Source organism: Uliginosibacterium sp. H1 (assembly GCF_036017065.1).
Lineage (GTDB): Bacteria > Pseudomonadota > Gammaproteobacteria > Burkholderiales > Rhodocyclaceae > Uliginosibacterium.
The window spans coordinates 313,725-330,598 of the sequence record NZ_JAYXHR010000004.1 but is presented as its reverse complement, the minus strand read 5'-3'; the positions used below and the strand labels follow the sequence as shown (position 1 = coordinate 330,598).

The window sequence follows — 16,874 nt, the reverse complement described above, 5'->3', positions numbered from 1 at the left end:
ATGAATGCAGCACCCGAACACCCCGCAACCCGCCTCGGCACCCTGAGCCCGGGTCTGATCCTGATCCTGGCGCTGCTGATGCATCCCACGGCCGCCCATGCCCAGGCCGGCGCCAGCGTGCCCGCAGGCTGGGGCGGCGCCGCGCCGCGCACCAGCACGCCTGCCAGCCGCGGCGACACGCTGGGCTGCCTGTTGCTGCCCACGGCCGAGGCCGAAGTCGGCTCGCCGGTGGTCGGCGTACTGGAGAAGGTCAACGTGGAGCGCGGCGACCGCGTGAAGAAGGGCCAGGTCGTCGCCCAGCTGGTCAACGACGTGGAACGCGCCGCCACCATGGCGGCCGAGCGCCGTCACGAGAACCGCGCCGACGTGGCCGCCGCCCGCCATGCCTGGGAGTTCGCCCAGAAGAAGGCCGAGCGCGCGGAAGAACTGTTCCAGCAGAAATTCATTTCCAGCCAGGCCCGGGACCAGGCCGTGTCCGAAGCCAAGGTCGCGGCGATGAAGTACGCGCAGACACAGGAGATGCGCCTGGTGGCCAAGCAGGACCTGGAGGTCGCCCGCGCCCAGCTCGGCCTGCGCAACATCCATTCGCCCATCAACGGCGTGGTGGTGGACCGCTACCTTGCCGCCGGCGAGCGCGTCGAGGACAAGCCGATCCTGAAACTGGCGCAGATCGACCCGCTGCGCGTCGAGGTCGTGGTGCCCTCCTCCCGCTTCAACCAGATCAAGGCCGGCGGCAACGCCCGCGTGACGCCCGATCTCGCCGGCCTGGGTGAGCAGACCGCGCGCATCACCGTGGTGGATGCCGTCATCGACCCCGCCAGCAACACCTTCCGCGTCCGCCTGGAGCTGCCCAACCCCAACGGCGCGATTCCGTCCGGCCTGCGCTGCAAGGTCGACTTCTCCGGCTGAGGAGCGCCAGGACTTGGGCCACGCCGATCTGCGCGCGCTGTTCCGCCGGAGCCTGAGCAGGCTCTCGCGCAGCCTCGGCCGCAAGGATGAGGCCGGCAGCCTGACCGCAGGCCCGGCCGCGCCACGCCGCATGGTGTTCGAGGAAGTCGAGGCGCGGATCCTCTACTCCGCCGATTTCGCGCCCGGCCTGGTCGACGGCTCGCCGGAGGTCCGCAGCATGGACGCCGACGAGAACGACCACGGCCTGCACGCCACCGACGCGCAGCAGAACCGCACGGAACTGGTGTTCATCGACGCCGCCGTCGAGGACCAGGACACGCTGGTCGCCGGCATCCTGCAACGCAACCCGGATGCAGTCGTCATCCGCCTCGACGGCGCCAGTGACGGCATCTCGCAGATCACCCAGGCGCTGGCGGGACGCCAGGACATCGGCGCCATCCACATCCTCAGCCACGGTGGCGACGGCGCACTGAAGCTGGGCAACGCCGTGCTGGACGCCAACGCGCTGGCAGCGCAGGCCGACGCACTCGCAAGCTGGCGCGGCGCGCTGAGCGAGGATGCCGATGTCCTGCTCTACGGCTGTGACCTGACCGCCACCGAAGACGGCCGCGTGCTGGCCGACGGCATCGCGGCGCTGACCGGCGCCGACGTGGCGGCCAGTGACGACCTGACCGGCAATGCCGCGCTCGGCGGCGACTGGGAGCTGGAATACCGCACCGGCCGCATCGAATCGGCGGCCCTGCTCGACAGCACTGCGCAGCAGAACTGGTCGGGAACGCTGGCGGTGGCGCTCGGCAATACGACCTCTGCCCAGTCCGGCTCGGGCTCGGGCAGTACGAGCGTCAGCTGGTCGCACACCATCGGGTCGGGCAGCGACCGGATGCTCGTGGTGACCATCGCATCCCGCTACAACGGCGATGCGCAGAACGTGACTTACGGCGGACAGGCCCTCACGCAGCTCACCTCCCTCACCGCGGGCGGCGTGGTCACCTCGGAAATCTGGTACCTGCTCAACCCGACCGCCGGCACTGCCAACGTGGTCGTGACCTACGGCGTGGCGCACCAGTTCGTGGCCGGCGCCACGAACTTCACCGGGGTCAACCAGAGCGCACCCTTCGGCACACCGAAGACCGACGACGGCACAGGCACCAACTCCAGCGCCTCGGTATCGACCGCCAACGGCGACATGGTGATTGACGTCATCGCGCTGAGAGAGCAGGACGACCTGCCCAACGTCGGCGGCACCCAGACGCAACTGTGGAACCGCCAGGTCGGTCCCGACAGCAACAACCCGACGGGTGCCAGCAGCTACCGCATCGCGTCCGGCAGCTCCACCTCGATGACCTGGTCGAGCATCGACAACGGGTCGGACCATGCCGCGATCGGGGTCGCCATCAAGGCCGCACCGAACGTCGCCCCCACGGTGACCATCACACCGACCAGCTACAACGCGACGGAGCAGGTAAACCTCAACCTGCACGGCACCGGCATCTCGGTCGGCGATGCGGACGGGGACTCGCTCACCGTCACGTTCTCGACCAACAATGCGAACTCGCAGATCACGGCGGTTGCAGGCTCATCGGGCGTCAGCATCAGCTCCGGCAACGGCACGAACTCGCTCGTCATCACGGGCACGCTGACGCAGCTCAACAACTTCCTGGCAGGCAACAACAGCGCCACGCTGATCTATCGCCTGGCAGGTGACACACCGCCAGCCACGGTCACCTTGACGATAAGCGCGCAGGACAGCGCGGCCTCGGGCAGCGACACGGCGACCATCAACATCGCAGCCGTCAATGACGTGCCGGTGGTGACCACTACCGGCACGAACCTGGCCTACAACGAAGACGCCGGCGCGGTCGCCATCGACAACGCACTGACGGTGACGGATGCTGACAACACCAACCTGACCGGCGCCACCGTCCGCATCTCCAGCAACTACCAGAACGGCCAGGACGTGCTGGCCTTCGTGAACCAGCTCGGCATCACCGGTAGCTGGGACGCTGCCAGCGGCACGCTGACGCTGACCGGCACCACCACGGTCGCCAACTACCAGACCGCGTTGCGCGCCGTCACCTACCAGAACACCAGCCAGAGCCCGAGTGCGGGCACGCGCACCGTCACCTTCACGGTCAACGACGGCAGCGCGACGGGCGACGGAACCCGCAACATCGCCGTCAGCGCAGTCAACGACGCCCCCGTGGTGACCACCACCGGCAGCACGCTGGCCTACACCGAGGGTAATGGCGCGATAGCCATCGACAACGGCCTGACGGTGACGGACGTCGACGACTCCAACCTCGAGAGCGCGGTCGTCCAGATCACCGGCAACTACCAGAACGGCCAGGACGTGCTGGCCTTCAGCAACCAGAACGGCATCACCGGCGTGTGGAACGCCGCCAACGGCACCCTGACCCTGACGGGGACATCGAGCAAGGCCAACTACCAGACCGCCCTGCGCTCGATCACCTACGCCAACACCAGCGACAACCCCAACACCAGCAACCGCACGGTCAGCTTCACGGCGAACGACGGCTCCATCAACAGCAACACCGCGACGCGCACCATCAGTGTGGCGGCGTCCAACAGCGCCCCCGTGGTGACCACCACCGGCAGCACGCTGGCCTACACCGAGAACAACAGCGCCACCGCCATCGACACCGGCCTGACGGTGACGGACGCCGACACCACCAACATGACCGGCGCGGTGGTGCAGATCACCGGCAACTACCAGAACGGCCAGGACGTGCTGGCCTTCACCAACCAGCTGGGCATCACCGGCTCGTGGAACGCCGGCACCGGCACCCTGACGCTCACCGGCACCACCACGGTCGCCAACTACCAGACGGCGCTTCGTGCCATCACCTACGTCAACACCAGCGAGAACCCCAGCACCAGCACCCGCACGGTGAGCTTCACCGTCAATGACGGCGCCACCAACAGCAACACCGCCACCCGCAACATCAGCGTCGCCGCGGTGAACGACGCGCCGGTGGTGACCACCACCGGCAGCACGCTGGCCTACACCGAGAACAACAGCGCCACCGCCATCGACGCCGGCCTGACGGTGACGGACGCCGACACCACCAACATGACCGGCGCGGTGGTGCAGATCACCGGCAACTACCAGAACGGCCAGGACGTGCTGGCCTTCACCAACCAGCTGGGCATCACCGGCTCGTGGAACGCCGGCACCGGCACCCTGACGCTCACCGGCACCACCACGGTCGCCAACTACCAGACGGCGCTTCGTGCCATCACCTACGTCAACACCAGCGAGAACCCCAGCACCAGCACCCGCACGGTGAGCTTCACCGTCAATGACGGCGCCACCAACAGCAACACTGCCACCCGCAACATCAGCGTGGCGGCGGTGAATGACGCACCCACCGCGACGATCACACCGACGAGCTACAACGCCACCGAGCAGACCACGCTGACGCTCGCCGGCACCGGCCTGAGCATCGCCGACGTGGACGCCGGCAGCAGCAGCGTGACCGCCACGCTGTCGGTCGTCAGCGGCGTGCTGTCGGCCACGGCCGGCACCACCGGCGTGGGCATCAGCGGCTCGGGCACCGCCACTCTCACGCTGACCGGCACGCTCGCGCAGATCAACAACCTGCTGGCCGGCAACCTGTCCGGCACGCTCAGCTACATCAACAACTCCAACACCCCGCCGGCCTCCGACACCCTGACCCTGGAGGTCAATGACGGCGGCAACACCGGCAGCGGCGGCGCGCAGACCAACTCGGACTCCGCCACCATCAACATCGCGGCGGTGAACGACGCGCCCACCGCGACGATCACGCCGACGAGCTACAACGCCACCGAGCAGACCACGCTGACGCTCGCCGGCACCGGCCTGAGCATCGCCGACGTGGACGCCGGCAGCAGCAGCGTGACCGCCACGCTGTCGGTCGTCAGCGGCGTGCTGTCGGCCACGGCCGGCACCACCGGCGTGGGCATCAGCGGCTCGGGCACCGCCACTCTCACGCTGACCGGCACGCTCGCGCAGATCAACAACCTGCTGGCCGGCAACCTGTCCGGCACGCTCAGCTACATCAACAACTCGAACACACCGCCGGCCTCCGACACCCTGACCCTGCAGGTCAACGATGGCGGCAACACCGGTAGCGGCGGCGCGCAGACCGGCTCCGATTCCGCCACCATCAACATCGCGGCGGTGAACGACGCACCGGTGAATACGGTGCCGGGTGCCCAGGCCACCGACGAGGACACGGCGCTGGTGTTCTCCAGCGGCAACGGCAACCAGATCTCGATTGCCGACGTGGATGCCTCGGGTGGCGTCATGCAGGTGACGCTGTCGGTGTCCAACGGTGTGCTCACGCTGGCCCAGCTCACCGGCCTGAGCTTCTCCACCGGCGACGGCACGGCGGATGCGACGCTGGTGTTCACCGGCACCATCACGAACATCAATGCTGCGCTCGCCACGCTCACCTACAACCCGAACGCGAATTTCAACGGCGCCGATACGCTGTCGATCACCACGTCCGACCAGGGCAATACCGGCTCGGGCGGTGCGAAGACCGACACGGACAACATCGCCATCACGGTCAACGCGGTCAACGATTCGCCGGTCAACAGCGTGCCCGGTGCGCAGAGCGTGGCCGAGGACACGGACCTGGCGATCTCCACCATCTCGGTGGGTGACGCGGACAACAACCTGATCTCGGTGGCGCTGTCGGTGAACAATGGTTCGCTGACCGTGGTCCTGTCCGGCGCTGCCAGTATCTCGGCCGGCGCCAACGCCTCCGGCGCCCTTACTCTTTCCGGCACCCAGGCGGACATCAATGCCACCCTGGCCAGCCTGGTCTATCGCGGCAACCTGAACTACAACGGCAGCGACACGCTGACCGTGCTGTCCACCGACGGCAACGGTGCCACCGATTCCGACACCGTCGGCATCACCGTCTCCGCGGTCAACGACGCGCCGACCGCGACGATCACGCCGACCAGCTACAACGCCACCGAACAGGTGTCACTCACCCTGTCCGGCACCGGCCTGTCAGTCGCGGACGTGGACGCCGCCGCCAACAGCATCACGGTCACCGTGTCCGCGGTCAGCGGCGTGCTGTCGGCCACCGCCGGCACCACCGGCGCGGGCATCAGCGGCAGCGGTACGAGCACGCTGACGCTGACCGGCACGCTGACGCAGATCAACAACCTGCTGGCCGGCAACCTGTCCGGCACGCTCAGCTACATCAACAACTCCAACACGCCGCCGGCCTCCGACACGCTCACGTTGTCGGTCAACGACGGCGGCAACGTCGGCAGTGGCGGCGCCAAAACCGGCTCGGATACGGCGACGATCAACATCGCGGCGGTGAACGACGCACCGGTGGTCAGCACTACCGGCAGCACCCTGGCGTATACCGAGAACGCCAGCGCCACGGCCATCGACAACGGCCTGACCGTTTCCGATGTCGACGACACGAACATCGAAAGCGCGGTCGTCCAGATCACCGGCAACTACCAGAACGGCCAGGACATACTGGCCTTCACCAACCAGAACGGCATCACCGGTTCGTGGAACGCAGGCACCGGCACGCTGACCCTGAGCGGCTCGGCCACCGTCGCCAACTACCAAGCCGCGCTGCGCTCCATCACCTACGCCAACAACAGCGACAATCCGAACACCAGCAATCGCACGGTGAGCTTCACCGTCAACGACGGTGCGCTCAACAGCAATACGGCAACCCGCAACATCAGCGTCAGCGCCGTGAACGACGCACCGGTCAATACGGTGCCGGGTGCCCAGGCCACCGACGAGGACACCGCACTGGTGTTCTCCAGCGGCAATGGCAACCAGATCTCGATTGCCGACGTGGATGCGGCTGGCGGGGTCATGCAGGTGACGCTGTCGGTGTCCAACGGGGTGCTGACGCTGGCGCAGATCACCGGCCTGAGTTTCTCCAATGGCGACGGCACGGCCGATGCGACGCTGGTGTTCACCGGCACCATCACGAACATCAACGCTGCGCTCGCCACGCTGACCTACAACCCGAACGCGAACTTCAACGGCGCCGATACGCTGTCGATCACCACCTCCGACCAGGGCAACACCGGCTCGGGCGGTGCGCGGACCGACACGGACAACATCGCCATCACGGTCAACGCAGTCAATGACTCGCCGGTCAACAGCGTGCCGGGTGCGCAGAGCGTGGCCGAAGATACGGACCTGGCGATCTCCACCATCTCGGTGGGGGATGCGGACAACAACCTGATCTCGGTGGCGCTGTCGGTGAACAATGGTTCGCTGACCGTGGTCCTGTCCGGCGCTGCCAGTATCTCGGCCGGCGCCAACGCCTCCGGCACCCTCACCCTGTCGGGCTCGCAGGCGGACATCAATGCCACTTTGGCCAGCCTGGTCTATCGTGGCAACCTGAACTACAACGGCAGCGACACGCTGACCGTGCTGTCCACCGACGGCAACGGCGCCACCGATTCCGACACCGTCGGCATCACCGTCTCCGCGGTCAATGACGCGCCGGTCAACACCGTGCCGGGCGCCCAGGCCACCAACGAGGACACTGCGCTGGTGTTCTCCGGCGGCAATGGCAACCAGATCTCGATTGCCGACGTGGATGCCGCCGGCGGCAGCGTGCGCGTCACCCTGTCCGTCACCAACGGCGTGCTGACGCTGGCACAACTCACCGGCCTCAGCTTCAGCAGCGGCGACGGCAGCAGCGATGCCAGCATGGTGTTCACCGGCACCATCGCCAATATCAACGCCGCACTGAATGGCCTGAGCTTTGCACCCACCGCGAACTACAGCGGCAGCGCAGTCCTGACGCTCCTGACTTCCGACGAGGGCAACACCGGCTCCGGCGGCGCACGGTCCGATTCGGACACGGTGAACATCACCGTCAATGCGGTGAACGATGCCCCGGTGGTGACGCCCACCAGCGGAGCCCTGGCCTACACCGAGAACAGTGGCGCCGTCGCTGCCGACAACGGCCTGACACTCAGCGACATCGACAGCGCCAACCTCGGCAGCGCCACCGTCCAGATCACCGGCAACTACCAGAACGGCCAGGACGTGCTGGCCTTCAGCAACCAGAACGGCATCACCGGCTCGTGGAACGCCAGCACCGGCACGTTGACCCTGACGGGTTCGTCGAGCGTGGCCAACTACCAGGCAGCCCTGCGCTCCATCACCTACGCCAACAACAGCGAGAACCCGAACACCAGTACACGCACCGTCAGCTTCATCGTCAACGACGGTAGCAGCAACAGCAATACCGGCACCCGCAACATCAACGTCAGCGCCGTTAACGACGCACCGGTGATCACGACCGGCGGCGGCGCACTGGCATACACCGAGAACGACGCCGCCACACCGGTCGACACGGCCCTGACCGTCAGCGACAGCGACAACACGAGCCTGACCGGCGCCACGGTGCGCATCACCGGCAACTACGCGACAGGCCAGGACGTGCTGGCCTTCAGCAACCAGAACGGCATCACCGGCGTGTGGAATGCCGGGACCGGCACGCTGACGCTGAGTGGCACGGCCAGCGTCGCGGACTACCAGGCCGCGCTGCGCTCGGTGACCTATCGCAACACCAGCGACAACCCCAGCGCGCTGACCCGGACGGTCAGCTTCACCGTCACCGACGGCGCCACCAACAGCAACACCGGCACGCACGACATCAACGTCACAGCGGTGAACGACGCACCGGTGGCCAACAACGACACGGCCTCCACCACCATCAACACGCCGGTCACCGTCAACGTCCGCGCCAACGACACCGACCCGGACAACAGCGTCGTCACGCTGACGGTCAGCAACCCGGTGGTCGATCCGGCCGAAGGCTCGGCCGTCGTCAATGCCAACAACACCATCACCTTCACACCGACGCTGAACTTCACCGGGCCGGCCAGCATCACCTACACCCTGACCGATCCCCAGGGCCTCAGCTCGACCGCCACCCTGCTGATCAACGTCGGCGCCAATACGCCGCCGACCGGCAGCGACGGCTCGACCAGCCTCGACGAAGACTCCGCCTACGTCCTGCAGGAAAGCGACTTCGGCTTCGCCGACGCGGATGCGGGCCAGACCCTGTCCGGCGTGCGCATCGACAGCCAGCCCGCGGCCGGCACGCTGTGGCTGAACGGCGTGGCAGTGACCACCGGCGACATCATCAGCGCGGCGGACATCGCAGCCGGCCACCTCGTCTTCACGCCGGCAGCGGATGCCAACGGCGTGGCCTACGCCAGCTTCGACTTCAGCGTGCAGGACGACTTCGGCGCGTTCTCGACGAGCCCGAACACCTTCACCTTCGACGTCGACCCGGTGAACGATGCCCCCGTGAATGTCTTCCCCGGCACGCAGAACGTCGGCGAAGACGGCACCCTGGTCTTCTCCGGCGCCAACGGCAACGCGCTGCAGGTGGGCGACATCGACCTCAACGGCGGCGACCTGCAAGTCACCCTGTCGGTGACCAACGGCGTCCTGACCCTGTCCCAGGTCACCGGCCTGAACTTCACCACCGGCGATGGCAGCGGCGACGGCACGATGGTGTTCACCGGCACCCAGGCTGCCATCAATGCCGCCCTGGACGGCCTCGTCTTCGCACCGTCGGCAAACTTCAACGGCAGCGTCACCCTCAGCTTCGCGACCTCCGACCAGGGCAACAGCGGTGCCGGCGGCGTGCTGACGGACAGCGACACGATCAGCATCAACGTCGATGCGGTGAACGACGCACCGACCGCCACCATCACCCAGGCCAGCTACAACGCCATCGAGCAGACCACCCTGCACCTCGCGGGAACCGGAATCTTGATCGGCGACGTGGATGCCGGCTCCGCCACCATCTCGGCAACGCTGTCGGTCGTCAGCGGCACGCTGCAGGCGTCGGTGGGTTCGTCCGGCGCCAGCGTCATCCACCTGACCGCCAGCTCGGTACGGATCGTCGGCACCGTCACCCAGATCAACGACTTCCTGAGTGGCAGCGGCGGCGCGACGCTGCGTTACGCCATCAACAGCGATACGCCACCCGCCACCGATACGCTGACCATGGTGGTCAATGACGGCGGCAACACCGGTAGCGGCGGGCCGCTCACCGGCAGCGATTCCGCGGTCATCAACATCGCCGCCGCCAACGATGCGCCGGTGGTCAACATCGCGCAGGCCTCCTACGCGGCGACGGAGCAGGTCGACATGGCGCTGCATGGCACCGGCCTGTCGATCAGTGACGTGGATGCCGGCAATGGCACCATCACCGCGACGCTGTCGGTGGTAGGCGGCACGTTGAGCGCGTCGGCGGGCTCCACCGGCGTGGTCGTCGGCGGGTCCGGCACCAGCACCCTCAGCTTCTCCGGCACGCTGGCGCAGATCAACGCCCTGCTGGCCGGCAACAACGGTGCGACCGTCCTGTACCGCTACACCGGCGATGCCCCACCGGCGTCCGACACGCTGAGCTTCGCCGTCAATGACGGTGGCAACACCGGCGGTGGCGCACTGACCGACTCCGAATCGGTGAGCATCACCCTCACGGCGGTGAACGATGCGCCCACGGCGACGATCACGCCGACCAGCTACAACGCGACGGAAGGCAGCACCCTGCAACTGGCGGGCAGCGGCCTGTCGATCGACGACATCGATGCCGGCAGCAGCAGCGTGACGGCCACGCTGTCGGTGGTCAGCGGCACCCTGACTGCCAGCGCAGGGGCCACCGGCGTCGTCATCGGCGGTTCCGGTACCGGCACGCTGACGCTGACCGGCACGCTCGCGCAGATCAACGCCCTGCTGGCCGGCAACAATGGCAGCAGCCTGGACTACCTCATCGACAACGATGCGCCGCCGGCCACCGACACGCTGACGCTGCAGGTGGACGACGGCGGCCACACCGGCGGCGGCGCGCTGACTGCTTCCGACTCGGCGACGATCCACATCGCGGCCGTCAACGACGCGCCCACGGCCATCATCGCGCAGGCCAGCTACTCGGCCACCGAGCAGGTCGGCCTGTCCCTGGAGGGTACCGGCCTCTTCATCGTCGACGTGGATTCCGGCAACAACACGCTGACCGTGACGCTGTCGGTGGTCAGCGGCGTGCTGAACGTGAATGCCGGCTCGTCAGGCGCCCTGGTGAGCGGATCGGGGACGGGCACGGTCACCCTCACCGGCTCGGCCTTCGACATCAATACCGTGCTGGCGGGCGGAGCCGGATCGTCGGTCACCTACCTGATCAACAGCGACACGCCGCCGGCCTCCGACACGCTGACCCTGTCGGTCGATGACGGCGGCCACACCGGCTCGGGCGGTGCGCTCACCGATTCGGATACCGCCACCATCAACATCACCGCCATCAACGATGCGCCGGTATTGACCGTGCCCGGTGCGCAGAGCGTCAACGAGGACGCGTCGGTGTCGATCACCGGCATCTCGGTCAGCGATGCGGACGCGAACATCGCCACCGTGCGCCTGACGGTGGCCAACGGCGTGCTGAGCGTGAGCCTCGCCGGTGGGGCGACGATCTCGGCCGGCGCCAATGCCTCCGGCACGCTGACGCTTTCCGGCAGCCAGAGCCAGATCAATGCCGCACTGGCGACGCTGGCCTACCAGGGCAATGCCAACTTCAACGGCGCCGACACGCTCAGCCTGCTCGCCACCGATGCGAGTGGCGCGACCGACAGCGAAACCGTCGCCATCACCGTCAATGCCGTCAACGATGCGCCGGTCGCAAGCATCGCGCAGGCGTCCTACTCGGCGACGGAACAGGTGATCCTGCGCCTGGACAACACCGGCCTGTCGATCTCCGACATCGACGCCGCATCCGGCCTGGTGCAACTCACGCTTTCCGTGGTGAGCGGCCAGGTGACCATCGGCGGGGAGAGCTCCGGCGTGGTCGTCACCCACCTGACGCCGCAGACGGTGCGACTCACCGGCACGCTGGCACAGATCAACCAGACCTTGTCCGGGTCCGACGGCGCGGCCATCCGCTACTGGATCAACAGCGACACGCCGCCCGCGACCGACACGCTGACGCTGACCGTCAACGATCAGGGCAACACTGGCAGCGGCGGCGCCCGGACAGGCTCGTCGGCCGTCACGATCAACATCACCGCCGTCAACGATGCGCCGGTGCTGACCGTGCCGGGTGCGCAGAGCACCGACGAGGATGCCTCGCTGGCAATCACCGGCATCTCGGTCAGCGATGCGGACGCGAACATCGCCACCGTGCGCCTGACGGTGGCCAACGGCGTGCTGAGCGTGAGCCTCGCCGGTGGGGCGACGATCTCGGCCGGCGCCAATGCTTCCGGCACGCTGACGCTCTCCGGCAGCCAGAGCCAGATCAACGCCGCGCTGGCCACCCTGGCCTACCAGGGCAATGCCAACTTCAACGGCGCCGACACGCTCAGCCTGCTCGCCACCGATGCGGGTGGCGCGACCGACAGCGAAACCGTCGCCATCATTGTCAATGCCGTCAACGATGCGCCAGTGCAGACCGTCCCGTCGGCACAGACCACGCAGGAAGGCGTCGCCCTCGTGTTCTCGTCGGGCAATGGAAACCAGATCGTGGTGTCGGACATCGACGCTGGCGGCGGCCAGCTGGAAGTGAGCCTCACCGCGACGCAGGGTGTGCTGACGCTGTCGCAACTCACCGGCCTGAGCTTCGTCTCCGGCGACGGCACCAGCGACGCCAGCATGGTCTTCCGCGGCACGCTGGCCGACATCAACGCGGCCCTCAACGGCCTGAGCTTCGAGCCTGCCAGCCATTACAACGGCGCGGCCACGCTCACCATCGCGACCTCCGACCTGGGCAACACCGGCACCGGTGGCACCCTCGGTGACAGCGACACGGTGAACATCACCGTGCAGAGCAACAACGACGCGCCGACGGTCGCCAATCCGATCGCCGACCAGAACGCGACCGAAGACAGCCTGTTCAGCTTCACCTTCCCCGCCAACACTTTCGCGGACGTCGACGTCGGCGACACCCTGAACTACACCACCGGCACGCTGCCGTCCTGGCTGAGCTTCGACGCCGCCACCCGCACTTTCAGCGGCACACCGCTGAATGCCGACGTGGGCAGCTTCTCGGTCACCGTCACCGCCACGGACAGTGGCGGCGCCAGCGTGTCGGACACGTTCACGATCACCGTCGCCAACACCAACGACGCGCCCACCGTGGCCAACCCGATCGCCGACCAGTCGGCCACCCAGGGCGGCGCCTTCAATTTCAGTTTCCCGGCCAACACGTTCGCCGACGTCGACGTCGGCGACACCCTGAGCTACGCCACCAGTTCGCTGCCGGCCTGGCTGAGCTTCGACGCCGCCACCCGGACCTTCAGCGGCACGCCGGCGAACGCCGACGTGGGCAGCTTCTCGGTCACCGTTACCGCCACCGATGGCAACGGTGCCAGCGTGTCGGACGTGTTCACCATCACCGTCACCAACACCAATGACGCCCCGACGGTCGCCAATCCCATCGCCGACCAGAACGCGACCGAAGACAGTGCCTTCAGCTTCAGCTTCCCGGCCAACACCTTCGCGGACCAGGACGTCGGCGACACCCTGACCTACACCACCGGCACGCTGCCGTCCTGGCTGAGCTTCGACGCCGCCACCCGCACATTCAGCGGTACGCCGCTGAATGCCGACGTGGGCAGTTTCTCGGTGACCGTCATCGCCACCGACAGCAACGGCGCCAGTGTCTCGGATGTATTCACCATCACGGTGGCCAACACCAACGACGCCCCGACGGTCGCCAACCCCGTCGCCGACCAGAACGCCGCCGAGGACAGCGCCTTCAGCTTCAGCTTCCCGGCCAACACCTTCGCGGACCAGGACATCGGCGACACCCTGAGCTACACCACCGGCACGCTGCCCGCCTGGCTGAGCTTCGACGCCGCCACCCGCACCTTCAGCGGCACGCCGGCGAACGCCGACGTGGGCAGTTTCTCGGTCACCGTCACTGCCACCGACAGCAATGGTGCGAGCGTGTCGGACGTCTTCAGCATCACGGTCATCAACACCAACGACGCGCCGACGGTCGCCAATCCCATCGCCGACCAGAACGCGACCGAAGACAGCGCCTTCAGCTTCAGCTTCCCGGCCAACACCTTCGCAGACGCAGACACCGGCGACGCCCTGAGCTACACCACCAGCACGCTGCCTGGCTGGCTGAGCTTCAACGCCGCCACCCGCACTTTCAGCGGTACGCCGCTGAATGCCGACGTGGGCAGCTTCTCGGTGACCGTCACCGCCACCGACAACAGCGGCGCCACCGTATCGGACGTGTTCACCATCACGGTGGCCAACACCAACGACGCGCCGACGGTCGCCAATCCGATCGCCGACCAGAATGCTGCGGAAGACAGCGCTTTCAGCTTCAGCTTCCCGGCCAACACCTTCGCAGACCAGGACGTCGGCGACACCCTGACCTACACCACCGGCACGCTGCCCGCCTGGCTGAGTTTCGACGCCGCCACCCGCAGCTTCAGCGGCACACCGGCGAATGCCGACGTAGGCAGTTTCTCGGTCACCGTCACCGCCACCGACAGCAATGGCGCCAGCGTGTCGGACGTGTTCACCATCACGGTGGCCAACACCAACGATGCACCGGTGCTGGCCACCAATACCGGCGCGACGGCAGCCGAGGGCGGCACGGTGATCATCGGCAACTCGCAACTGGCCGTCACCGATATCGACAACACTGCGGCGCAGCTCGTCTACACCCTCACCCAGTCGCCGGTGCAGGGCAACCTGACGCTGAATGGCGTGGCGCTGGGCAATGGCGACAACTTCACCCAGGCCGACATCGACGCCGGCCGCCTACGCTATACCCACGACGGCAGCGAGATCCATGCCGATGGCTTCGATTTCTCGGTAAGCGATGGCGCGGGCGGCACGATAGGCAGCACCCGCTTCACGCTCACCGTCACCCCGATCAATGACAACGCGCCGGTCATCACCAGCGATGGCGGCGGTGCCACGGCTGACCTGAACATCGCCGAGAACAGCACCGCGGTCACCACGGTGACGGCGAGCGACGCCGACCTGCCCGCCCAGACCCTGGTGTTCACACTGGCCGGCGGCGCCGACCAGGCCCTGTTCAGCATCGACGCAAGCACCGGCGCCCTGCGCTTCATCACCGCGCCGGACCGCGAACAGCCGACCGATGCGAATGGCAATAACGTCTACGAAGTGATCGTCCGTGTGTCCGACGGCAACCTCGTCGATACGCAGTTGCTGCGGATCACCGTCACCGACCTGAGCGACACGCCGGTAGGCCCCGTCTCGGACAGCGACGGAAACGCCAACACCGTGGTGGAGAACGCCGCCAACGGCAGCACGGTCGGCATCACCGCCAGCGCGACCGATCCGGACACGACCAACAACACCGTCACCTACTCGTTGAGCAACGACGCAGGCGGCCGCTTTGCGATCGACGCCGCCACCGGGGTGGTCACCGTGGCCAACGGCAGCCTGCTGGATGCCGACGTCGTGGATCGCCACAACATCACGGTGCTGGCGACCAGCGCGGACGGCAGCACCAGCAGCCGCGTGTTCGAGATCCTCGTCACGGCAGTCAACGACAACGCGCCCGTCATCACCAGCAATGGAGGCGGCGCCACCGGCAACGCCGGCGTCGCGGAGAACGGCAACGGGGTGACCACCGTCACCGCCACCGATGCTGACCTGCCCGCGCAGACCCTCAGCTACAGCATCGTCGGCGGCAACGACGCCGCGGCCTTCGTCATCGATGCCGGCACCGGCGCACTGTCGTTCGTCCGCGCGCCCAACTACGAAGCGCCGTCCGACCTGGACGGGGACAACATCTACGAAGTGCAGGTGCAGGTCAGCGACGGCGCGGGCGGCATCGATACGCAGTTGCTGCGGGTCCAGGTGGTGGACGTCAACGAACAGCCCTTCCTGCAGCTGCCCGGCGCGCAGAGCAGCACGGGCCCGGCTGCCGTCCCCATCGTCGGCGTGCAGGCCGGCGACGAGGACGGCAACCTCACCAGCGTCCGCCTGGACACCACCGAAGGCAATCTCTTCGTCAGCCTGTCCGGCGGCGCCAGCATCAGTGCGGGCAGCAATGGCAGCAACAGCCTGACCCTGTCCGGCAGCCAGGCACAGATCAATGCGGCCCTGGCGACCCTCGCCTATCAGCCGCGCGCCGGGGCCTATGGCCCCACCTCGATTGACCTGATCGCAACCGACAGCGGCGGCCTGAGTCGCGCCGGTGCTGTCGAGTTCACCCACATGAGCGAGTCTGTCGATCCGCTGCCGGATCCGGACCCGGTTCCGGTGCCGGATCCCGGCCCGGGCCCCAGGCCACCGGAACCCCCCAGGCCACCGGAACCGCCCCGCCCGCTGCCCTTGCCCGATCTTCCCGATCCCGAAGGTGGTGACCGCGACGGCGACGTCACGGATACGGTCGAGAGCAGTACGGTCGATCCCTTCAATCCGGGAACCGGTGATCCGCTGTATCGCAACAACGTCGCCGGCGGCATCAACGACAGTGGCGGCGACCCCCTGGGCCTGCTGCTGGATTCGGTACGCCAGCTCGATGCGAACGGCATCCGTCCCGGCGGCGGCAACCTGGAGTTCGACAGCAACAGCAGCCGCGGCTTCGACCTCGGGGAAGGCCTGCAGGTCGACATCGCCGGCGACACCGGCGGCAATGTGGAAGAAGACATCTTCCTCGACTTCTCGCCGACGGCGGCGGGACAGGCTGCCACCGCACTGGTCGCCGCCACGGTGGTGTGGTGGGCCGGCCGCTCGATCGGCCTGCTGGCGGCGCTGATGGCCTCGGTGCCGGCCTGGCGTACCATCGACCCGCTGCCGATCCTGGCCCGCAGCCGTGGCAAGGACGAAGCGCTGTACCCGGAGGACGACGCGATCGACGACGGCGCGGACCAGCAGGCGGCTCCGTCGCAACCGATGCGCGTCCTGATGACGGACAACCAGTACTGACCCGCGTGCGCACATC

At 67.4% G+C, this 16,874-nt stretch carries 2 protein-coding genes; both read left to right on the top strand.

Annotated features, from left to right (window positions below):
* Positions 1-909 (top strand): efflux RND transporter periplasmic adaptor subunit, encoded by a 909-nt coding sequence (locus tag VVD47_RS20580; RefSeq protein ID WP_327605405.1) that lies wholly within the window; start codon positions 1-3, stop codon positions 907-909.
* A 13-nt stretch (positions 910-922) separates the two neighbouring features.
* Entirely contained in the window at positions 923-16,858 is a 15,936-nt protein-coding gene (locus VVD47_RS20575) for a putative Ig domain-containing protein (protein WP_327605404.1), read from the top strand.
* Positions 16,859-16,874 lie beyond the last annotated feature (16 nt).

Bases quoted from the DNA above. Each gene is read 5' to 3' on its own strand.
- VVD47_RS20580 (WP_327605405.1), top strand. From the start codon at position 1: ATGAATGCAGCACCCGAACACCCCGCAACCCGCCTCGGCACCCTGAGC.